The organism is Flavobacterium sp. GSP27 (assembly GCF_003970395.1).
Classification (GTDB): Bacteria; Bacteroidota; Bacteroidia; order Flavobacteriales; family Flavobacteriaceae; genus Flavobacterium.
Genome location: NZ_RYDP01000016.1, coordinates 1 through 20938, shown reverse-complemented (window position 1 = coordinate 20938; position 20938 = coordinate 1). Strand labels below are relative to the sequence as shown.

At 34.8% G+C, this 20938-nt stretch carries 21 protein-coding genes and 2 pseudogenes; 10 read left to right on the top strand and 13 right to left on the bottom strand.

Annotation, left to right across the window (positions count from 1 at the left end):
- Nucleotides 1-2 precede the first annotated feature (2 nt).
- Entirely contained in the window at nt 3-533 is a 531-nt protein-coding gene (locus tag EKM05_RS12770; RefSeq protein WP_126463204.1) for a DUF4199 domain-containing protein, read from the bottom strand.
- 243 nt (nt 534-776) lie between these two features.
- Here EKM05_RS12770 and EKM05_RS12765 point away from each other — a divergent pair, with 243 nt between their 5' ends.
- From EKM05_RS12765 to EKM05_RS12755, 3 genes are all read left to right on the top strand, one after another.
- Nucleotides 777-1028 carry a type B 50S ribosomal protein L31 gene (locus EKM05_RS12765; protein ID WP_126454388.1) on the top strand — a complete coding sequence of 84 codons (252 nt, stop codon included), beginning with the start codon at nt 777-779 and terminating at the stop codon, nt 1026-1028.
- A 161-nt stretch (nt 1029-1189) separates the two neighbouring features.
- Nucleotides 1190-2365 carry a GlmU family protein gene (locus EKM05_RS12760; RefSeq protein WP_126454386.1) on the top strand — a complete coding sequence of 392 codons (1176 nt, stop codon included), beginning with the start codon at nt 1190-1192 and terminating at the stop codon, nt 2363-2365.
- A 284-nt stretch (nt 2366-2649) separates the two neighbouring features.
- A complete protein-coding gene (locus EKM05_RS12755) occupies nt 2650-4284 on the top strand; it encodes an ABC-F family ATP-binding cassette domain-containing protein (RefSeq protein WP_126555855.1) in 1635 nt (544 codons plus the stop codon).
- Between the two features lie 57 nt (nt 4285-4341).
- On the opposite strand, the gene EKM05_RS12750 is transcribed toward EKM05_RS12755, so the two are convergent.
- Both EKM05_RS12750 and EKM05_RS12745 read right to left on the bottom strand, forming a co-directional pair.
- Nucleotides 4342-4626 carry a GNAT family N-acetyltransferase gene (locus EKM05_RS12750; protein WP_126463288.1) on the bottom strand — a complete coding sequence of 95 codons (285 nt, stop codon included), beginning with the start codon at nt 4624-4626 and terminating at the stop codon, nt 4342-4344.
- A 29-nt stretch (nt 4627-4655) separates the two neighbouring features.
- Nucleotides 4656-5372 (bottom strand): pirin family protein, encoded by a 717-nt coding sequence (locus EKM05_RS12745; RefSeq protein ID WP_126555852.1) that lies wholly within the window; start codon nt 5370-5372, stop codon nt 4656-4658.
- Nucleotides 5373-5612: 240 nt separating this feature from the next.
- On the opposite strand from EKM05_RS12745, the gene EKM05_RS12740 reads away from it, so the two are divergent.
- Both EKM05_RS12740 and EKM05_RS12735 read left to right on the top strand, forming a co-directional pair.
- Nucleotides 5613-6305, top strand: coding sequence for an alpha/beta hydrolase (locus EKM05_RS12740; protein WP_126555848.1), 693 nt, complete (start codon nt 5613-5615; stop codon nt 6303-6305).
- 18 nt (nt 6306-6323) lie between these two features.
- The gene (locus EKM05_RS12735) at nt 6324-7217 is read left to right on the top strand and encodes a lytic transglycosylase domain-containing protein (RefSeq protein WP_126555845.1); all 894 of its coding nucleotides are present in this window, start codon (nt 6324-6326) and stop codon (nt 7215-7217) included.
- Between the two features lie 284 nt (nt 7218-7501).
- Here EKM05_RS12735 and EKM05_RS12730 read toward each other — a convergent pair whose 3' ends face one another.
- Nucleotides 7502-8017, bottom strand: a complete 516-nt coding sequence (locus tag EKM05_RS12730; RefSeq protein ID WP_126463217.1) for a DUF2892 domain-containing protein — start codon at nt 8015-8017, stop codon at nt 7502-7504.
- A gap of 164 nt (nt 8018-8181) precedes the next feature.
- Between EKM05_RS12730 and rpmH the strand changes: the two genes are divergently transcribed.
- Entirely contained in the window at nt 8182-8343 is a 162-nt protein-coding gene (gene rpmH / locus EKM05_RS12725) for a 50S ribosomal protein L34 (RefSeq protein WP_007136275.1), read from the top strand.
- 157 nt (nt 8344-8500) lie between these two features.
- The gene (gene carB, locus EKM05_RS12720) at nt 8501-11353 is read left to right on the top strand and encodes a carbamoyl-phosphate synthase large subunit (RefSeq protein ID WP_126555842.1); all 2853 of its coding nucleotides are present in this window, start codon (nt 8501-8503) and stop codon (nt 11351-11353) included.
- A gap of 274 nt (nt 11354-11627) precedes the next feature.
- Here carB and EKM05_RS12715 read toward each other — a convergent pair whose 3' ends face one another.
- The 5 genes from EKM05_RS12715 to EKM05_RS12695 all read right to left on the bottom strand — a co-directional run bounded on the left by EKM05_RS12715 (nt 11628) and on the right by EKM05_RS12695 (nt 16592).
- On the bottom strand, nt 11628-12746 hold the full coding sequence (locus tag EKM05_RS12715; RefSeq protein WP_126555839.1) for a porin: 1119 nt from the start codon (nt 12744-12746) through the stop codon (nt 11628-11630).
- Nucleotides 12747-13913, bottom strand: a complete 1167-nt coding sequence (locus EKM05_RS12710) for an ATP-grasp domain-containing protein (protein WP_126555836.1) — start codon at nt 13911-13913, stop codon at nt 12747-12749.
- 9 nt (nt 13914-13922) lie between these two features.
- Nucleotides 13923-15386 carry a M28 family metallopeptidase gene (locus EKM05_RS12705; protein ID WP_126555833.1) on the bottom strand — a complete coding sequence of 488 codons (1464 nt, stop codon included), beginning with the start codon at nt 15384-15386 and terminating at the stop codon, nt 13923-13925.
- 550 nt (nt 15387-15936) lie between these two features.
- Nucleotides 15937-16293 (bottom strand): type II toxin-antitoxin system HigA family antitoxin, encoded by a 357-nt coding sequence (locus EKM05_RS12700; RefSeq protein WP_126456257.1) that lies wholly within the window; start codon nt 16291-16293, stop codon nt 15937-15939.
- Between the two features lie 5 nt (nt 16294-16298).
- Entirely contained in the window at nt 16299-16592 is a 294-nt protein-coding gene (locus EKM05_RS12695) for a type II toxin-antitoxin system HigB family toxin (RefSeq protein ID WP_126463225.1), read from the bottom strand.
- A 233-nt stretch (nt 16593-16825) separates the two neighbouring features.
- Here EKM05_RS12695 and EKM05_RS12690 point away from each other — a divergent pair.
- A pseudogene (locus EKM05_RS12690) lies at nt 16826-17452 on the top strand (transposase).
- Between the two features lie 293 nt (nt 17453-17745).
- On the opposite strand, the gene EKM05_RS14510 reads toward EKM05_RS12690, so the two are convergent.
- Both EKM05_RS14510 and EKM05_RS12685 read right to left on the bottom strand, forming a co-directional pair.
- Nucleotides 17746-17892 (bottom strand): hypothetical protein, encoded by a 147-nt coding sequence (locus EKM05_RS14510; protein ID WP_197037221.1) that lies wholly within the window; start codon nt 17890-17892, stop codon nt 17746-17748.
- On the bottom strand, nt 17879-18463 hold the full coding sequence (locus tag EKM05_RS12685; protein WP_197037222.1) for a zeta toxin family protein: 585 nt from the start codon (nt 18461-18463) through the stop codon (nt 17879-17881). The genes EKM05_RS14510 and EKM05_RS12685 overlap by 14 nt, the downstream gene beginning before the upstream one ends.
- Before the next feature lie 454 nt (nt 18464-18917).
- On the opposite strand from EKM05_RS12685, the pseudogene EKM05_RS14695 reads away from it, so the two are divergent.
- Nucleotides 18918-19166 (top strand): annotated as a pseudogene (locus tag EKM05_RS14695) (group II intron reverse transcriptase/maturase); the annotation flags it as partial.
- A gap of 61 nt (nt 19167-19227) precedes the next feature.
- Here the strand turns inward: EKM05_RS14695 and EKM05_RS12675 are convergent.
- On the bottom strand, nt 19228-19713 hold the full coding sequence (locus tag EKM05_RS12675; RefSeq protein ID WP_126555830.1) for a hypothetical protein: 486 nt from the start codon (nt 19711-19713) through the stop codon (nt 19228-19230).
- A gap of 256 nt (nt 19714-19969) precedes the next feature.
- Here EKM05_RS12675 and EKM05_RS12670 point away from each other — a divergent pair, with 256 nt between their 5' ends.
- Entirely contained in the window at nt 19970-20239 is a 270-nt protein-coding gene (locus EKM05_RS12670; RefSeq protein ID WP_126555827.1) for a hypothetical protein, read from the top strand.
- Here EKM05_RS12670 and EKM05_RS12665 read toward each other — a convergent pair.
- On the bottom strand, nt 20196-20636 hold the full coding sequence (locus EKM05_RS12665; protein ID WP_199749584.1) for a hypothetical protein: 441 nt from the start codon (nt 20634-20636) through the stop codon (nt 20196-20198). The genes EKM05_RS12670 and EKM05_RS12665 overlap by 44 nt on opposite strands.
- Nucleotides 20637-20938: the final 302 nt, after the last annotated feature.

Sequence of the window (20938 nt, the reverse complement as noted above, 5' to 3'; positions counted from 1 at the left end):
TTTTATTCTTGTGTAGTGTTACTTTTAAAGAATGCTGCCATGATTAATCCTAATATGGCACAAAAAAAGAGTACGAAAACAGATCCTTTTAATTGTTCAACGATCGAATACGGATCCGTTTCTCTTAATTTTGAAACGGTTTCATTCAATGAGGATGCCGGAACCCCAAACTGTTCAGACGTACTAATTAAATATTTTATGGTTAAGTCTAAAAGAGTCTCCTTTACGGAAGGATCAATAAAATTAAATAAAATGATTTTAAAAACAACAGAAATAAGAACGGCAACCACTGCTGATATAAAATAGGTAGTAAAGGCCTCTTTAAAAGAAAGAATGCCATTTAATTCCTTTTTTGTTTTTGACAGCATTATGATAGGAACGATTATAAAAACAGAGAAGCTTAAAAGGGTAGTCCACCATGCGATGAATAATTTGATATCTATAGCGTACATAACAGCAGTTATCAATGATAATAGTACTCCTGCAATTACACCGTAGGTTACACCGTTTTTTTTAATTATTTCGTTGATCATTATGTGTTGTTTTAGAATTAATCTACAAATATAACAATTCCCAATATATTCGGGACTAAAAATCACTTTTTACGATTATATAAAAAAAGTGAGACAAAGATTTGTTTATTGGAAAAAAATTGTAAATTTGCAGACTCAAAATAATAGTGTAAAAACAAAAAGTTATAATACATTTATACCTTTTCTGTCAGAAGAAAAGCTTCAAAATGACTTATAGCCAAACAAATAAAAAAGAATAACAAGATGAAAAAAGGTGTACACCCAGAAAATTACAGATTAGTTGCTTTTAAAGACATGTCAAATGAAGATGTTTTTATCACTAAATCTACTGCAGATACAAGAGAAACGTTAACAGTTGACGGAGTTGAATATCCAGTTGTAAAAATGGAGATCTCCAGAACTTCTCACCCTTTTTACACCGGTAAATCTAAACTTATCGATACTGCAGGACGTATTGATAAATTTAAAACGAAATATGCTAAACACGCTAAATAATAAAAGCTTGTTTTTAATTATAGTAAAGCCTTCCTCCCGATACTTCGAGATGGAAGGCTTTTTTTATTTTTATCTATTTGAAAACTTTGTAACTTTGGCACTGCTTAAAAGTACGGACAAGTCACGACTTGTCCGTACGGATACATTTTAAAAAAAAATATATGAATTACATACTTTTTGACGGTCCCGCTCGAAACGCCTTACTGCCTTTTACGTTTACACGTCCTGTTGCGGATATTCTTATTGGGATTATGACCATTCGTCAAAAATGGGAAATGCATTTAGGCTCTACCACAACTACTTTGACGGAGGACTATTTGTCTGAAAAATTCCCTATGGTGGAACTAGAAGAAAATGTGATGATCAATGCTTCTTTTCTGCCCAATGCTATTTTGGTAGAAATGATTAGTAATCTGGAACCCAATCAGGCCATTTTTAGAGCAGATGAAGTGATTGCTTTTTACACCACTGAAGAACAAGAAGAAGTAGATTTTGATTCCTATGAAATTATAGAATTTCAGGACGATTGTTTGACGGTTCAAAATACATGGGATATTTTTTCGAAAAATGATGCCGCCATTCGGGAAGATTTCGAAATCTTAACCGAAGACCGCAGGTCACAGCCCATCCCAAAAAGTGTCAACGTCATCGCTCCCGAAAATATATTTATCGAGGAAGGCGCAAAGTTAGAGTTTGTTACTTTAAATGCTTCAACAGGTCCAATATATATAGGTAAGGATTCTGAAATTATGGAAGGTTCTGTCATCAGAGGTCCTTTTGCCTTGTGCGAAAACGCAACCGTAAAAATGGCTGCCAAAGTCTACGGAGCAACAACCGTAGGTCCGCATTCCAGAATTGGAGGCGAAGTTAATAATTCGGTATTGTTTGGGTATTCGAATAAAGGACATGATGGTTTTTTAGGGAATTCTGTTCTTGGCGAATGGTGTAATATTGGCGCGGATAGTAACAATTCAAACTTAAAAAATAATTATGAAGAAGTAAAATTATGGAGTTACGAAACCGAAGGTTTTGCTAAAACCGGACTTCAGTTTTGTGGATTGATGATGGGAGATCATAGTAAATGCGGAATTAATACGATGTTTAATACCGGAACGGTAGTAGGCGTAAGTGCTAATATTTTTGGCAGCGGCTTTCCACGCAATTTTGTACCGAGTTTTTCTTGGGGCGGGGCGTCCGGTTTTACGACCTATATTACCAAGAAAGCATTTGAAACAGCCCGATTAGTAATGAGTCGCCGAAACGTAGCTTTTGATGAAAGAGAAGCGGCTATTCTTGAACATGTTTTTGAAGAAACTAAAAAGTGGAGGAAGGAGTGATGGGATTAGTTAAATAGGTAGATTTTTAGACTTCTTAGATTGAATCTATATTTTAAAAATTCGATAATTCACATAGTAATCTATGTGAATTATCGAATTTTTAATTTTAAACAAAATGTATTTTTTTTTGGATTGTCTAACCGTTAAAAATTTGCAATAGATTCTAAAAATCTAATTGTGTTGTCCAATTCTTTAATTAATCTATCTTTGCAACTTCAAAAAAAAAGGTTTAATCGGGAAATGACAACTTTAAATTTTTGAACATTAAACTTTAAACAAAAATAATGATTACAGTTAACGATATTTCCGTACAATTTGGTGGAACGACACTTTTTAGTGATGTTTCTTTTGCCATAAATGAGAATGATAAAATTGCCCTAATGGGCAAAAATGGAGCAGGAAAATCGACGCTTCTTAAAATTATTGCGGGTCAAAGTAAGCCTTCAACTGGGAATATTTCGGCACCAAAAGATGCGATAGTTGCTTACTTGCCTCAGCATTTATTAGCTACCGATGGCGCAACGGTTATGGAAGAAACCTCTAAAGCCTTTGGTGAAATCTTTGGTATGAAAGCCGAAATCGATGAAATCAATGAACAATTGACGATTCGCACCGATTATGAAAGTGATGCTTATATGAAATTGATCGAAAGAGTTTCTGACTTAAGCGAGAAATTTTATGCTATTGAAGAAGTAAATTATGAAGCCGAAGTGGAGAAAATTCTACTTGGTCTGGGATTTGTTCGCGAAGATTTTAACCGTCAAACTACGGAATTTTCTGGTGGTTGGAGAATGCGAATTGAACTTGCCAAAATTCTTTTGCAAAAACCAGATTTAATTTTGCTGGATGAGCCTACCAATCACATGGATATTGAAAGTATTCAATGGTTAGAGGATTTCTTGATTAATTCCGCCAAAGCGGTTGTGGTTATTTCGCACGATAAAGCTTTTGTCGATAATATTACGAATCGCACCATCGAAGTTACAATGGGACGTATTTATGATTATAAAGCCAAGTATTCACATTATTTAGAACTCAGAAAAGACAGACGTGTGCATCAGCAAAAAGCGTATGACGAGCAACAGCGCATGATTGCGGATAACAGGACTTTTATTGATCGTTTTAAAGGAACTTTTTCTAAAACGGATGCTGTACAGTCCCGTGTAAAAATGTTAGAGAAACTCGTTATCGTTCAGGTAGATGAGGTAGATACTTCTGCTTTGAAACTAAAATTTCCACCAGCTGCTCGCTCCGGTCAATATCCCGTAATTGTAAAAGATTTATCAAAATCGTATGGAGAGCATGTTGTTTTTTCGAATGCAAATATGGTGATCGAAAGAGGCGAAAAAGTGGCTTTTGTAGGGAAAAATGGAGAAGGAAAATCGACGATGATCAAAGCCATTATGAAACAAATCGAAATCAATGGTGGTAGTTTAGAAATTGGCCATAACGCCCAAATTGGTTATTTTGCTCAAAATCAAGCCTCTTTATTAAATGAAAATGCGACTATTTTTGAAACCATCGATGACATTGCCGTGGGGGATGTTCGAACTAAAATAAAAGATATTTTGGGGGCTTTTATGTTTCAGGGCGATGATGTAACCAAAAAAGTGAAAGTGCTTTCCGGAGGAGAGAAAACCCGTTTGGCAATGATTAAATTATTATTGGAACCGGTGAATTTATTGATTCTGGATGAGCCATCGAATCATTTGGACATGAAAACCAAAGACATCATCAAAGAGGCTTTGCGCGATTTTGATGGTACATTGATTATCGTTTCTCACGATAGGGATTTCTTAGACGGATTAGCCACTAAGGTTTTTGAGTTTGGAAACAAAAGAGTAGTGGAACATTTTGAGGATATTGCGGGTTTCCTAGCGCACAAAAAAATGGACAGTATGCGAGAGATAGAGAAGTAATCGCTTGAAAATCTGCATAAAAAAAGAGGCTGTATTCAAGAATATAGCCTCTTTTTTTTAGAGTCTGATTCCCGGAGGAAGCAACTCTTTGTAAATAGGGTTCTTTTTAAAAAAAACAACTATTTTTGGAAGGATAGGAACAACTTTAAATTTTCGTTCTATCGCAATTTCCATAATGTTTTTTAGAAATTTAGAAATGAATTCCTCATCTTCAAAGGATTCCGGTACATTTATTTTTGTCAAAAATATTTTTTTCTCCTGAAACGAATATTCAACAGAAACTAATCCTTCGTCGACCATAGTTTCAAATTGTCTTGCAAAAGTGTTGTCTTTGATTTCCATAGTGATTGCTGCCTCCATAATAATTAACGCTAATTCATTGGTACCTCTACCAAAAGTATTTTTGATTTGGTAATAATCTTGATTTCAAATGCCTCAAAATCGGTTATTCCCATGGCATCTCTTGCCTTCAAAACATGGTTGTTAACTTCTATTTCGCCTTCGATTAAAAATAAGTACACACCGTTATTAGGAATTCGAACCTGATAGGTCGAACGAGTGTTGCTGTCAAAAATTCCTAAATGAAAAAAGGTTTTCTGGTAAACCCAAAGTGCATTGCCATCATTCATATCATTTGGCGAAACGATATTTACAAAGGTATTGATTTGATTCTCAATATCAAATGATTTTTGGTCGTATCTTGGTGTAACTTCTTCTTTGTCAGGAAAGACCCAAAGCTGTAGCGTTTTGGCTTCGTCTATGTGGCTTGCGTTCATTTCAGAATGTTCTACTCCAGTCCCGGCACTCATTACCTGAACTTCTCCAAAACCAATGACACCTATGTTTCCCATGCTGTCACGATGTTTCAAGCCGCCTTCAAGAGGAATGGTGATAATTTCCATGTTGGCATGACCGTGAGTCCCAAAACCCATTCCGCCCTTGATGATATCATCATTTAAAACACGTAACATTCCAAATTGCAAACGTTCCGGATTGAAATAATTTCCAAAAGAAAAAGAAAAATTGGCTTTTAGCCAGCCAAAATCAGCTTTGCCCCTAGTGTTTGATTCAAATAGTTGTGTAGTCATAAATTATTAATAATATAAGATGATAAGTAATAACCATGGTATAATGTCGTATTTTAAAATCAGGATAAAATTATGTAACAATCTGATTTAAAGCTATTTTGCTTAAAGTTAATTCTTTTGACTTTACAACTTTTAAACTTTCGACTTACTTAGTTACAGCAGGTTCCAATAAAAAAATTAATTTTATACAAAATTCGCTATAAAAAAGGGGAATGTTGTTATAAAATCGTTAAAACAATTATGAGTAAAATTCCAGTTTATTTAATGCCAGGATTAGCGGCAAGTACCGCTATTTTTGAACGAATTGCACTTCCGGAAGATCGTTTTGAGATCCATTTATTAGAGTGGGAGATTCCGTTGGACAATGAAGCGCTGATGGATTATGCCAATAGGATAGCTAAGAAAATCAAGCATAAAAATCCCGTTTTGATAGGCGTTTCATTTGGAGGTATTTTGGTTCAGGAAATCGCCAGATGTATAGCTGTCTCAAAAGTGATTATCATTTCGAGTGTCAAAAGTAATTTAGAATTTCCACGCCGATTAAAAATTGCTAAAACAACGAAGGCTTATAAGCTGATTCCTATGAGTTTGATTTTGAATCTGGAAAACCTGGCTAAATTTTCGTTTGGAGAAAAAGTGAATCAAAGATTAAAATTGTATAAAAAATTCCTTTCGGTTCGGGATATTCGCTATTTGAATTGGGCAGTAGAGCAGGTTGTTCTTTGGGACAGAACAGTTGCAGACCCAGACGTGATTCATATTCATGGAGATATGGATGATGTGTTTCCTATAAAATATATTAAGAATTGTATCGTTGTAAAAGGAGGAACACATATTATGATTTTGAATAAATACAAATGGTTGAATGAAAATTTGCCTTCCATTATATTGGAAACCAAAAAAGAAACAAACGCACTTTCGCAACTACTCTAAAGGTATAAAAAAGAAAAGATGAAAGTAATGAATAAAGTGATTCTAGTGCTTACCGTAGTTTTTGCGAGTGGGATATTAGTTTTTGCCACTACAAATCCGGACGTTGAAAAAGTGTTAAAAAGAGAATCGGCATCTTTTTTTTCTGAAAAACTGAATTTTTCAGGGGAAGCAACTCCGTTGAAAATAGCAGATGTCAAGGAACGATTTGACCGGGAATTACAGGTGAATGTCAATTTACATGCTTCTACAATTTTGGCAATAAAAAGAGCCAGTCGTGCTTTTTTAGTAATTGAGCCTATTCTAAAAAAGAACGGTATTCCGGATGATTTCAAATATTTGGCCGTTATTGAAAGTGGATTAGTGAATGTAGTTTCTCCGGCAGGGGCAAGGGGAATCTGGCAATTTATGCCGGAAACGGCCAAAGAACGCGGCATGGAAGTCAATGAAAATGTGGATGAGCGTTATGATCTTGAGAAATCAACCCAGGCAGCGTGCAGTTATTTTTTGAGTGCCAAAGGTAAATTTGGCAGTTGGACTTTGGCAGCAGCCTCGTATAATGGCGGAATGACAGGAGTAAACAAACAAATTGAGATTCAAAAAGTATCGAATTATTATGATTTGTTACTTACCGAAGAAACGTCCCGCTATGTTTTCAGAATTTTAGCCTTGAAAGAAATTATGGAAAATCCAGAAAAATACAATTTTAGGATTGCTCCCGAAGAATTATACGCAACGCTGCCCACTCGGAAAATAGAAATTGACAGTTCGATTGCAGATTTAGCTGATTTTGCAAAAAGCCAAGGGATTAACTATAAGATTTTGAAAATTCATAATCCTTGGCTTAGAGAAACAAAATTAATAAATGATACCGGTAAGAAATACCAAATCGATATTCCGTTAAAAGGATATTAACTGATTTTTTTGAACCATATAAGGCATTTAAGAAAATAGAAATGTCCGCAAAGTGTGCCAAGCATTTTTTTGACACGGATTTCAAAGATTTGCACAGATTTTATTTTGTATTTAAGAAATCAGTTGAATCTTTTTAATCTGTGGCTAATTTTATCAATTTAGTATTAATAACGGATATTGATATAAGAAAACATGAAGCAGTTTTATTCCAAAAATTAGGATATATACCAAAGAAAAAGGGTCAAATGTGTATCATTTGACCCTTTTTTCGATAATTATAAAAACTATATTTTCTTCATTTGTTGTTTCATCATAGTAATCTGCTCTTTCAGCATATTCTGTTTGTCTAATTTTTTGGCTTCGTTCAATAGGGAAGTGGCTTCAAGTTTACGACGACGTGTCATGGCAACTCCGGCCAGATTCAATTTGGCTACAGCCAAGTCCATGTCCATTGATAATCCGAGTTCAATGGCTTTCTTAAAATATTTCTCTGCTTGATTGATATTCGTTTGCGAAAGCATGATCCCGTGCAGGTAATTAAAATAGCCTTGCTGTTTTTGTATCAAAGCCGTTTCCGGATTTTTGATGTACGCCAACCATTTTTTGGCACCTTCAAAATCTTGTTTTCGTAGTTTTAAGAAGGCTAATAAGATGAATTCGTTTTTAAAGTAAAGGAAAATAGGGATTACAGCTAATAATATAAGGAATATTCCATTCCCAATATTACTTTCTTTAAATTGCCAAATGCCAGTAGCTATAATAAGTCCGGCGATAATAAGTTTAATATTTCTGTGAAACATAGTGTGATTATTTTAAGATGACAAATATAGTAAAATGAATTGAAAATATTTTTACAAAACTACTTGTGAGAAAAAAAAGTCTTTGTATATTTGCACTCGGTTTTAGAATAACAGTTATTCAAAAATAGGAAGACATATAAATAAGATTTTAAAGATACAAAGCAATGAGCAAAAGAACGTTTCAACCATCGAAAAGAAAAAGAAGAAATAAGCACGGATTTATGGACAGAATGGCTTCTGCTAATGGAAGAAAAGTTCTTGCGCGTAGAAGAGCTAAAGGAAGACATAAATTGACTGTTTCTTGCGAACCAAGACACAAAAAATAATGTTTGTATAAACATAAATAAGGCGTTACTTTTTTTAGTATCGCCTTTTTTTATACCTAATCGTTAAAAAATGTTTAAGATTTACAGTTAAAAGATTTGAGTTCAGTAATTTTAATCTTTTCAAAACAACAACTACACAACACTATAATTACACACAATGCCAAAAGATACATCCATAAAATCAGTTTTAATAATAGGTTCAGGTCCTATTGTTATTGGTCAAGCATGCGAATTTGATTATGCGGGATCGCAATCTGCACGTTCTATTCGTGAAGAAGGAATCGAAGTTATTTTGATCAACTCGAATCCGGCAACAATCATGACCGATCCTTCAATGGCGGATCACATTTATTTATTGCCTTTAACGACAAAATCGATTATTCAAATTTTAAAAGAACATCCTCAGATTGATGCAGTCCTACCTACAATGGGAGGGCAAACGGCTTTAAATCTCTGTTTAGAAGCCGATGAAAAAGGGATTTGGCAGGATTTTGGCGTGAAATTAATTGGGGTGGATGTTAACGCCATTAACATTACTGAAGACAGAGAACAGTTCAAACAGCTTTTGAAAAAAATCGGAGTGCCATCTGCTCCAGCAGAAATATGTACGTCTTATCTGAGAGGAAAAGAAATTGCTCAGGAATTTGGTTTCCCATTAGTAATTCGTCCTTCGTTTACTTTAGGTGGAACAGGAGCGGCTATTGTTTATAAAAAAGAAGATTTTAACGAACTTCTAACCCGAGGTTTAGAAGCATCTCCTATTCATGAAGTCTTAATTGACAAGGCTTTAATGGGTTGGAAAGAATACGAATTGGAGCTTTTGAGAGATAAAAACGATAATGTTGTGATTATCTGTTCGATCGAAAATATGGATCCAATGGGAATCCACACCGGTGATTCCATCACTGTGGCGCCAGCAATGACATTATCTGACACGACTTTTCAAAGAATGCGTGATTATGCAATCTTGATGATGAGAAGTATCGGAAACTTTGCCGGAGGTTGTAACGTGCAGTTTGCCGTTTCTCCTGACGATAAGGAAGACATCGTAGCGATTGAAATCAATCCTCGTGTATCTCGTTCCTCTGCTTTGGCATCAAAAGCAACGGGATATCCTATTGCAAAAATCGCTTCCAAACTAGCTTTGGGGTACAACTTAGATGAACTGCAAAATCAAATTACCAAATCGACTTCGGCATTATTCGAACCAACTTTGGATTATGTGATTGTAAAAATTCCACGTTGGAACTTTGATAAATTCGAAGGAGCTGACAGAACGTTAGGACTTCAAATGAAATCTGTTGGGGAAGTAATGGGAATTGGACGTTCGTTCCAAGAAGCATTGCACAAAGCGACTCAATCATTAGAAATCAAAAGAAATGGTCTGGGTGCTGACGGAAAAGGATATACTAACTACGAACAGATTATCGAGAAACTGACTTTTGCGAGTTGGGATCGTGTTTTTGTGATTTATGATGCTATCGCGATGGGAATTCCATTGAGCCGCATTCATGAAATCACTAAAATCGATATGTGGTTCTTGAAACAATACGAAGAGCTTTATACGTTAGAGAAAGAAGCCTCTACTTATAAAGTGGATTCTTTACCCAGAGAATTGCTATTAGAAGCCAAACAAAAAGGTTTCGCCGACAGACAAATTGCTCACATGGTAGGTTGCTTGGAAAGCCAGGTACATACGCTGCGAACTACAATGAACATCAATCGTGTATTCAAATTGGTGGATACGTGTGCGGCGGAATTCAAAGCAAAAACGCCTTATTATTACTCGACTTTTGAAGCCGAAATAGAAAAAGCGGACGGAACCCGTTACGTTGACAATGAAAGTATTGTTACCGATAAAAAGAAAATAATCGTTCTTGGGTCAGGCCCAAATAGAATTGGACAAGGAATCGAATTTGATTATTCTTGTGTGCATGGTGTGTTAGCGGCTAAAGAATGTGGCTACGAAACGATTATGATCAACTGTAATCCGGAAACAGTTTCGACGGATTTTGATACAGCAGATAAATTGTATTTTGAACCGGTTTTCTGGGAGCATATTTACGATATTATTCAACATGAGAAACCAGAAGGGGTAATTGTGCAGTTAGGAGGTCAAACGGCCCTGAAACTAGCCGAAAAACTGTCTAAATACGGTATTAAAATTATAGGAACGAGTTTTGATGCATTGGATTTAGCCGAAGACAGAGGTCGTTTCTCAGAATTGTTGACCGATTTAAAAATTCCTTTTCCACAATTTGGAATCGCTGAAACAGCGGATGAAGCTTCAGCTTTGGCGGATACTTTAGATTTTCCATTATTGATTCGTCCTTCGTATGTGTTGGGTGGTCAAGGAATGAAAATTGTAATCAACAAACAAGAACTGGAAGAGCACGTAATCAATTTATTGAAAACGATTCCAGGAAATAAATTGCTTTTAGACCATTATTTAGATGGTGCAATTGAAGCGGAAGCTGATGCGATTTGCGATGGCGAAAATGTGTACATCATAGGAATTATGGAGCACATCGAACCTTGCGGAGTGCACTCTGGAGATAGTAACGCGACTTTGCCACCGTTTAACTTAGGTGAATTTGTAATGCAACAAATAAAAGACCACACTAAAAATATTGCGTTGGCTTTGAGAACCGTTGGTTTAATCAACATTCAGTTTGCAATCAAAGATGATATCGTTTACATCATTGAAGCAAATCCTAGAGCGTCTCGTACGGTGCCGTTTATTGCAAAAGCTTACGGAGAACCGTATGTGAACTATGCGACCAAAGTAATGTTAGGGCATAATAAAGTAACCGATTTTAAATTTAATCCGCAATTGAAAGGATATGCCATCAAGCAACCGGTTTTCTCTTTCAGCAAGTTCCATAATGTGAACAAAGCATTAGGACCAGAAATGAAATCAACAGGAGAAAGCATCTTGTTTATTGATGACTTGAAAGACGATCAATTCTACGAATTGTACTCCAGAAGAAAAATGTATTTGAGTAAGTAGAAACTTGAATTTATTATATGTAAAAAGCCCCGATTGGGGCTTTTTTTGCTTAGATATGAAAAATGGCGGATAGCCATAAATGCTTTTTTTAATGGCACAATTTGATTTTATTTTTAACAATTTATAGTTATTTGAAATTAACGATTTCGAAGCACAGAACTGTCAACTTCCACTAAAGTTTAATTGTTAAACAGAACTTCAATAAACCGCTAATTTCTTAAAGACACTATTGTTTGCTGGTCTTCTTCTTCCGTCTGTTTTATAGAATTGTATTTTATTTCTTTAATGTTTCTGAAAATTTTATTGCTATTGATGTTCCTATTATGAAATTATTGTTTGTTGGTGTTGTCTTAGTTTCAAAAATTTTGTCTTTACTGTTTAACCAACGTCCTTCAAGTCTGCAAATTATATTTCGAGTCGGGGAGTAATCAAGATTGACTGAAAGTCCTGTTGTCTTAAATCCGTTTGGCGTGGTTGTTGGGATAATTATTCCCGTTTCATCTTGATAATATTCTGCTCTTATGGCTGTTTTCCAATACTTATTTATGGCATATTGTCCGATAATTATTGGGCTATACCATAAGTCACAATCTGAACTTCCTTTCATGCTTTGCTGTATTCCAATGTCAAGCCCTGCGATTAAGCCAAATTTTTTTGTCAATTGAAATTGTCCATAAAAATTGTTGAAGTATCTCATTCTTCTTATTATGTCAGGGTCGTCTGTTCCAATGAACGTACTCCAATTAAGAATAACTTTTTCAGTCGGACTAAATTTTATTTGGGTGCCAAAAGAAGGTATTGAATTTCCCTGAAGTCGCTGGATGCGTTGCCAACCGTTTACAATTAGACCTGTTATTTCCCATTTATCGTTTGGGTTATAGGTTAATTTTGCTCCTGATAAAAAATAGGGTGAATTTTCAGCTAACAAGGAACGTGTCATTGTCCAATTGTCACTGGAAATAGCACTTTCAAAACCAATATGTGAAGCAAAAATACCGGCATCTATCCAAAGATTATTTTTTTTATTTAATGACAAACCAACATTCGCTTCAAAAATATTTTTCAATATACCTGGCTCTGCTGAATAGTTGTCGTTTGCATACGTTCCAGTCTGTAAAGCTAAATTTGCTCGATACTTTGAATGTTTCACATCAAGTTTTACAAAACCTAAGTTTAAGTTAAACTCGTTGTGGCGGTTGTGGTTAAATAAAAATGTTTGTCTTTCTGTTTTTTGTGGTTGGTTAAAATCATATACATAAAAAACATCCAAAAAGCCCGAAATATTCAGTTCAGGCTTTTGGTGCCAAATGCTATCATTTTGAGCAAGAAGAATACTACTTGAAAAACAAGAAATAAATAGAAGTAAGCTCCTAACCTGTGATTTAAAATTCATTTATTTCGATACTATATATTTTCTTAAATCAGAGGTTAGGATGTCATTTAATTCCTTTTTATTACTGGCAGCACTTTCAATAAAAGCAAATCCAAATACAGGATATTTATTTATATCTAATTCTCTAATTACTATCGGTTTTTCAAAATCTTTAGCAAGACCTGAATAGTTAAATCCTAAAATATCCGAAGGGATTATTCCCGAATTATTATCCAAAATAATGACACTAAATGTTTTATTCTCTTTTCCTTTAAATATAGTATCCCAGTCTGGTTTTTTGTTTTCACAAAAGCATTTGTATTCATTAAAACCTAAAGTTACTCCTAGAAGGTCGGCCGTGGTGCAAAATCCACCAAAGCGTAAAGGGTTTACCTCGATAGGGATTATTTTCCCATTTTCATCAATGCGGACTTCTGCATGAGCCGGGAAATTTTTTAAATGTAACTCTTTACCAATTTTACTTAAAAAATATTCAAGATCAATTTTATACTTTTCAATGATTGCTTTGGATGTTGAATAAACCCGATCACTTGTGTCTGTTCCGGATGAAAAGAGGTGGTGTAAAACGTTTAACAAAACAGCATCTCCATTATTGTCGTAATAATAATCGATTGCATATTCTTCTCCACGAATAAATTCTTCAATAATAAAATTACTTGTGTTTAATACATTTTCAGGAAATATACTTTTAAGTTTATCAGGTTGTAACTCACTTTTAGCTTTTATCCAGTCTTTCTCGTTTTCTACGATATGAACTCCTATGCTAAAGAAACCAACAGCAGGTTTAATTACAAATGGGAACCGAATCTCATCATCGGACAATCGTTGGATTTCTTCAATACTTATTTGCTTAAAATAAAAGTCGGGAAACAACTCTTTTATAAGTTCTCTAAACTTTACTTTATTTTTAAAAACGTGTAATTGACTTGATAATTCACTTTCTCCATAGTATTGATCGATCCAAGCTAATGCGTTCTCTGAATTGCTATAAAGAGAAATTTCTGGATTATTTTTTAGTAAAGTGATTGCTTCCTCTTCGGCTATCCATGCCAAAGAATCATCTTTTACCAATTCTTTTGCTACTTTGGTTGCAATTATTTTATAATTATTATCTTTTATTGTTTTGATAAGAAAATCGGAAACAAATGGCTTGTCTATTAAGAACATAATAGTTAGTTATTTTTTACTTTTTATTTCAATAGTTAAAGCAGGACGTTTGGCACTTTGAGCAACTCTCCATCCGGTTTCATAAATCCACTTTGTCATCTTAGTAAGTTTTACGTAGTCAATTTTATCTGGGCTATCGAAGGGGGTATGGTAGTCAGGGTGTAATAAGGTGGTAAAAAATATTGCTGGAACATTAGCTTGAGCATAGGGAAGATGATCGCTTCGGAAGTACCAATTCTCTGGGTGATCTGCAGCATCCCAAGAAGTATCTACTTTGAAGTTGGCAATACTTTTATTAGCTGCTAAAGTGATAGCTACAAGGTCAGAAGAATTAAGATGAGGTTCTGTTACGCCTAATAGCGCCGCAGAATCAGGTGCATTGCGTCCTATCATATCACCATTTAAAACAGCAACTATGGAGGGCAGTTTAACGGTGGGATGGCTAACAAAATAGCGAGAACCCAATAAACCCCTTTCCTCAGATCCGTGCCACACAAATAAAGCCGATCGCTTAGCGGGTTGTGTACTCCACGCACTCCCTATTGCAAGCATCGCTACCGTAACTGATGCATTGTCATCAGCACCGTTCCAGATAGGATCCCCGTTAACAGCAGGTCCTACTCCGTCATGGTCCTGGTGACCGCTGAATAAAACATATTCCTCTTTCAGTTTAGGATCAGTTCCATCAACCTTTGCAATAACATTAATAGAAGGATAGTCAAAATTCTCTACCTTCAAATTAGTTTTTAAATAAGCGCCTTGTTTAGAAAATATATTCTGTAATTGTTTACTTGCCAATATAATTGGTACCGTAGCTGCAGTAGAGGAATCGGCACCTTCAATTCCATAACTTCCTTCTTGATAATGAAATCCCGTAAATGAGATAAGTGATTCTACAGTATCATCAGCAACAAAAATTATAGCAGTAACACCGCGGCTGAGGAGTTCTTTTCCCTGCTGGTTCATGGCAGAAGCGGTATAACGATATTGCCAGAGGCTCACCCAGTCTTGAATAATGGGGGTTGGAGGCATAATATTCATAGCTACAATTTTGCCTTTCAGATCGACAGTATTATCCGGTATTTTGTCCAGCCAAACTACGGAGCCTTCTAGGGTAGTGTCAACCAAATTAGTTGGCCAAATCTCTTTCCAAAGATCAAGTGCTTTACCATTTACACTAACAGTACTACTATTGGCCACACGGCTGCGTTTCAGATTAAAGAATTGGAAGTAGGTTCCATCTTCGCCTGCAGGTTTAAGGCCAGCTTCACGGGCCTTTTGAGCCACCCAAACAGAAGCTCGCATTTCGCCAAGTTCTCCTCCTCTTCGTCCCCGAAAGGCGTCACCCGCCAGTTCATATAAATCATCTTTTAGATCTTGCTGCTTAATTTTATCTAATTGTGGTGCTGTGCTTTGCGCAAAAAGCGAAGTGGAAATAAATAATATCAAAAGAAGAATTTGTTTGTATTTCATAAGATTTATTTTTAAAAATTGAAAAGTTTAAAATCGTAAAGGATCTATGAGTATTGGCAGCCTGTCTGTAATCGCTGTTGAATAGCCTAGTCTTTCCAAATGTATAGATAATCTTTTATTACAAATCATCAAAATGACTTTTTTTTTGCTGAATACTTTTGGTACTTCATTGACTATGAGTTTTTCTACTATTTCGCTCTAATAATTCCCGAATATAGCGTAAATCCGTTTCGTTTACTAAGAAATGTGTCGCATAGGGATTCTATTTGGGACTTTATTTGGTATCCTGGTTTCTTAACTTTTTATGCTGGTAAAGTTAGCATGTCCACGCTACAAAAAAAGAGGCTCGCTTGCCTCTTGTAATTCTCTCTAAAAACTTTACGACAACTCCATAGTGTTAACGGACGTACAATCGGTTCTCCCGTAAAAACGGGACAGGCTGTTCAACCCGGGTTTACCTCATTGAATTTATTTTTGTTGGATTCGGTGATTATAATTCATTGTTGGTGCTGCGCACGCAACGAAACCCTAGCTGTTGGCAGTCGTACTTTTAATAAGTTTGAATTAAAACGTCAGTTGGTATATGAAGCCTTTCGTGTAATTGTCTTATCATTTCCAAAGAAAGCTTTCTTTTTCGGTTTAAAATTTCGCTTGCACGACTTTTCAGACCTATAATATTTGCTAAATCATTTTGGTTGTAACCCATTTGCTCCATTCTAAATTTAATTGCTTCAATGGGGTCTGGTAAGCTGATAGGAAATTTTTCATTTTCATATTTGTCAATTAAAATACCGAGCACCTCAAGTTCGTCTCCTTCAGGAGAGCCATTTTTTGCATCAAAGATTATTTCAAGTCTTTGTAAAGCTTGATTGTAATCGTTTTCTGTTTTTATAGGTTTAATTTCCATAATATTTAAATTTCATTTGCATTAATCTTGTCATATTCTGCATGCGTTCCAATAAATCGAATCCAAATCATTTGATATTCATAAGTTAGTTTAACTATCAATCTGTAATTATTTCCTTTAATATTGAAAACTATTCTATTGTCATTTAAAATACTAGCACTAGGATAATCTAACTTTATTTCGTTTGGGTTTTTCCATTCAGCTGTACTTGCTTCTTGAAACCATGATTTTAATTGTTGTTCACAATCACCATGTATCTCCCAAAAGTCTTTTAATATTTTTTTAGCTACTACTCTCAAATGTATTAATTTTTTTCAAAGATAATAAAAAAAAGTTCCCGAAATGGGATTTCTATTTTTTCCGTCGCAAGTGTGTATGACTGCCAACGTCAGTTCGTCTAAAAATCTCTAAACGAACTGTATTTTGTTACTCATTGAGTAAATACCTGTGATTTAAACTACAATTAAAATTCGTTCTGGCAAAATTCGCTTATGAATATTAAAATATAACAGTCCGTAAAAAGGGTTAAAAATTGTTTTTAGAGTCCCAAAATATAAAGCCATCTTTTTTAGGAGATTGCACTGAATACGAACAAATCCGTCAGGATTTATGGCGTAAGCCTTGGGTTGTATTTGCTAAGAAACCGTTTGGAAGTCCAAAGTCAGTGGTGGAATATTTGGGAAGATACATTTCACCCCATTAGAAACCCCGATACATTTTTGATTACTATTTTTTTTGGATTTGTGTTTCTAACGGGGCACGTAAAATTGCCATTAGTAACAATCGAATTAAAAGCATTGACAATGAAAACGTAACTTTTGTTTACAAGGATTACCGAGTAGCGGGCGTTAAAAAACAAATGACGCTCACGCATAAGGAGTTTATTAGAAGATTTTCGTTGCATATTTTGCCCAAACGTTTTGTAAAAATACGGCATTACGGTTTTTTGAGCAGCACTTGGAAGCGTCAAAAGCTCAAGCTTTTGCAGGAAAAGCTGCAAGTGAAGGTGTTAGAAAAAGTAGAAAAGAAGCCTTTTTTACCCAAGTGTCCGTGTTGTAAAACAGGAAATTTACACCGGATAGCAGTCTTTGACCAGCGTGGTCCACCTGCTTGGTATCTTGGCGGTAGCCAAAGTTCAAATTCCTGTCCCGCTAATTAGCGGGATGGGTAAGGGAACTTGTGCTCAAAAGTGATGAAAAACACGAAAAAAAACAAGCTGAAACCACGCTACAAAAAAAGAGGCTCGCTTGCCTCTTATAATTCTCTCTAATTTTTTTTCGATAAGAGCATAGCGTTGACGGACGTACAATCGGTTCTCCCGTAAAAACGGGACAGGCTGTTCAACCCGGATTTACCTCATTGAATTTATTTTTGTTGGTATTCGGTGATTATAATTGATTTTTCGTGCTGCGCACGCAACGAAACCCTAGCTGCTGGCAGAAGTGCAAATATTTACGGTTTTAGTCTTACGATTTGGTTATCTTTCAATATTATCAATTCGCTATTCATTTTCTTTTTGAATTCGATTAGTTTTTCATAAACTTTATCCATTCCTTCTAAAATCTTGGTTTGATTTAATGTTCTTTTATGCTTTTTCATTGTAATATTTTTTAAGTTTATCGAATTTCATTTCATTTAAAATGTTTATTTCTGTTTCTAAAGTTTTTTCAGCAATCAATTCAGGTTTCCCTCCTGAATTATCAAAAATCATAACTTCATCAACTATTGAAAGATAAATTTCAAATAAGTTTTTAATCCCGTTTTTATATCTACGTCGAATAACTTCTGTCTCTATATTATGTCCACCTTCCAATACTCGTGTTTTTACTCTTTCAATTGCCAAATCTACGTTTTGCAACCAAAAAAAAAGTAAAGTAACAGTATAATTTTTACTCTGAGCTTTTATTACTTTTGACTTATAACTTTTGGTAGCTAAAGTAGTTTCAAAAGCAAAATTTTCATTAATTTCAAGAAGTTCATTAACTCTCTTTATCATTATTCTTCCAGCTTCAAATGAAACTTTTTCGGGCTGAAATGGCGATAATCCTTTTGCTATTTCGTCAGCATTTACAAATTCTTTACAGTCTAAAATATCAGGTAAAATAGTAAAAGAAGCGGTTGTTTTCCCTGCTCCGTTGCAACCTGCAATTATGTAAAGGTTTTTATTCATAATTGCAAATATAATCAAATTCAAAATTGGAAACTATTCTTTTTCGATTTCTGGATTTTTTTGAGATTACTGCCAACGTCAGTTCGTCTAAAAATCTCTATACGAACTGTATTTTGTTACTCATTGAGTAAATACCTGTGATTTAAACTACAATTAAAATTCGTTCTGGCAAAAGTTGCTTTATAGATATTCCGGGTCAAACTGGACCGGTGATTCCGGAGCAAAGTGAACACCTCATTCCGGTTCAAATTGGACAGTTTTGATGATAATTTTTAGCTTCGATAGCGCGGATTTGCAATCCGTGCCCGTAAACAATATCGAAATAATTCTAATAAAACCACTTCTATTTCACACTCTAAACGGGCACAATTTCTTGCTGAATCATTCTCTTTGTGGGCACGGATTACAAATCCGCGCTATCGTTGTCCGAAAAATCAGATATCCGCGCGATCGGGGCTGGAAAAAGCCCGAGCGCAAAAGGAAAAACCTGATGTGATTAGGGATTGACAAAGACCATGCTTATGCTTGGAGCAGAACCAGAAAAGGAGGCTGGCGAATCGCCCAGAGTCCGATTCTAACCACTACAATTACCCTACTGCGACTTAAGAAGAAAGGCTATCAATCAATGTTGGAGATTTACATGGAACTCAACCCATCACTTTGCGAACCGCCGTATACGAGACCCGTACGTACGGTGGTGTGAGAGGCGCACTCCGTCAGTTTCTGGCGGAGCCGTCTACTCGATTACAGGAAGCCTTTTTTGTTCAGTTTTCATTTATAAGTTGTAGATTTTGTAAGTTCGGCGCATACCAATCAGTATATATTTTCACATAATCTAACAGTATTTTTTGTGTTTTCACATCGTATTTTTTTAAATAATCCTCTATTTTAGATTTATCTTTTTCATCATAATAAAACAGATAATTACAGTCTTTTTCGAGAATTCCCCAATAGTTTAGTGCGTGCGAGCCTAGAGAATAAAAACGAACTAATAAAACATTATTCTTTTCTAGTTGAATAGGAAAAACCTCGATACATTTTATTACTCCCATACTGCCAGAGTAATTTTTAATTATTATTTCCCCTTTTTCTTTTTTTTCAAGCCATTGTCCGTCAATCAAGACTTTAATTATTTCTTTTTGATATTTCTCAATCCTATAATCTTTATCTACGTAAAAACCTTTTTGTCCATAAATGCTTGAGACAAAAAAAAGTAGATTGATAATTAGTATTGAATTAATGTTTCTCATTAAATTTTAGGGTGTATCATTTTAGTTTTGGTGAGCCAAGGTTTCTTGCAACGTCCTGCGGCTCTCACGATGTTCAGGGGAAAGCCTTCCTGATTTTTAATTCAAAACTAATTTCGACAAACACAAAACAGAAATTAAATTAATCACTATTTCCTGAATATCTTGAAGCCGCTGTTAGCAAATCGGCTTTGTATTTATTACTATTTTACTTTCCAAATATAATTCTTTTTTATACTTTCGGTAAAAAATATTTATTATGAATAAAAACATTAATGATTTACTATTAGAATTATCTCTATTAAATACTGCGGATAAATTTGATAAAGTAGTTTCGGAAATAAATGCGCTTATAAAAAGCCTACCTCTAGACGCGGAGGATAATAAAAAATATAAACTTTGGCAAGATACTTACTTACAATACTATAAAAACGAAAAACTTTCAAATTTAAGAATACCCAATACTATGGAAAATGCTGAAATATTTATTTCAGATTTAATTTTTGATATAGAGAATCGTAAGAAGTAATAATTTCTAAACAAACTTCTTTTAGCAATTCTGGATTATCATAGGTTTTTATATGAGGGTCTTCTGGAGAAGTGTAATTTTTCTTTACGTTTTTTAATAAGTATTCTATATTTTTTTTATTTCCACTTTCCAAGTTTTCTTCAATCTGCCGTATTATTTCCAATTTATATATTTCTGCCATCTCATTATCTGTAAACGGTTTCTTTATCTTTAGTCTTTCTTGTATAGGCAGAGAAAGGTGCTGGTTATATTGCTCAACTATGTTCATTTTTATTACTTTATTTAGTAACGCTTTCAAACTGCTATTTTTCCGTTTTAGTTTTCTGCGGATTTTTGGTTTAAGCTGTTTGCCAACGTTATGCCACTTTGAGATGGCTGGAAGTTCGTAACCGCTCAATTTTCGGCTTAACGAAAACTTGATGCGAAACGATAATTCCACTAAATTCCAGCTAGCTCAAAATGGCGGTTGGCGGTAGTTTTTATTTTTTCGCTATCACAATTGTTTTTTCTGATTTGTCTTCTGTGTCGTAAATATATTTCTCTTTATGATTCCATTCTTCGTTCGCGAGTTCTAATTCTGAACCTTTAATTTCATAAGAATTAAAAAAAAGAGACATTCCATTAGAGGGCACTGAAAAACTTCACTTATTTTGATTAGCATCCTTTTTTAGACAATAAAAAAACGCTTATAACAGGATT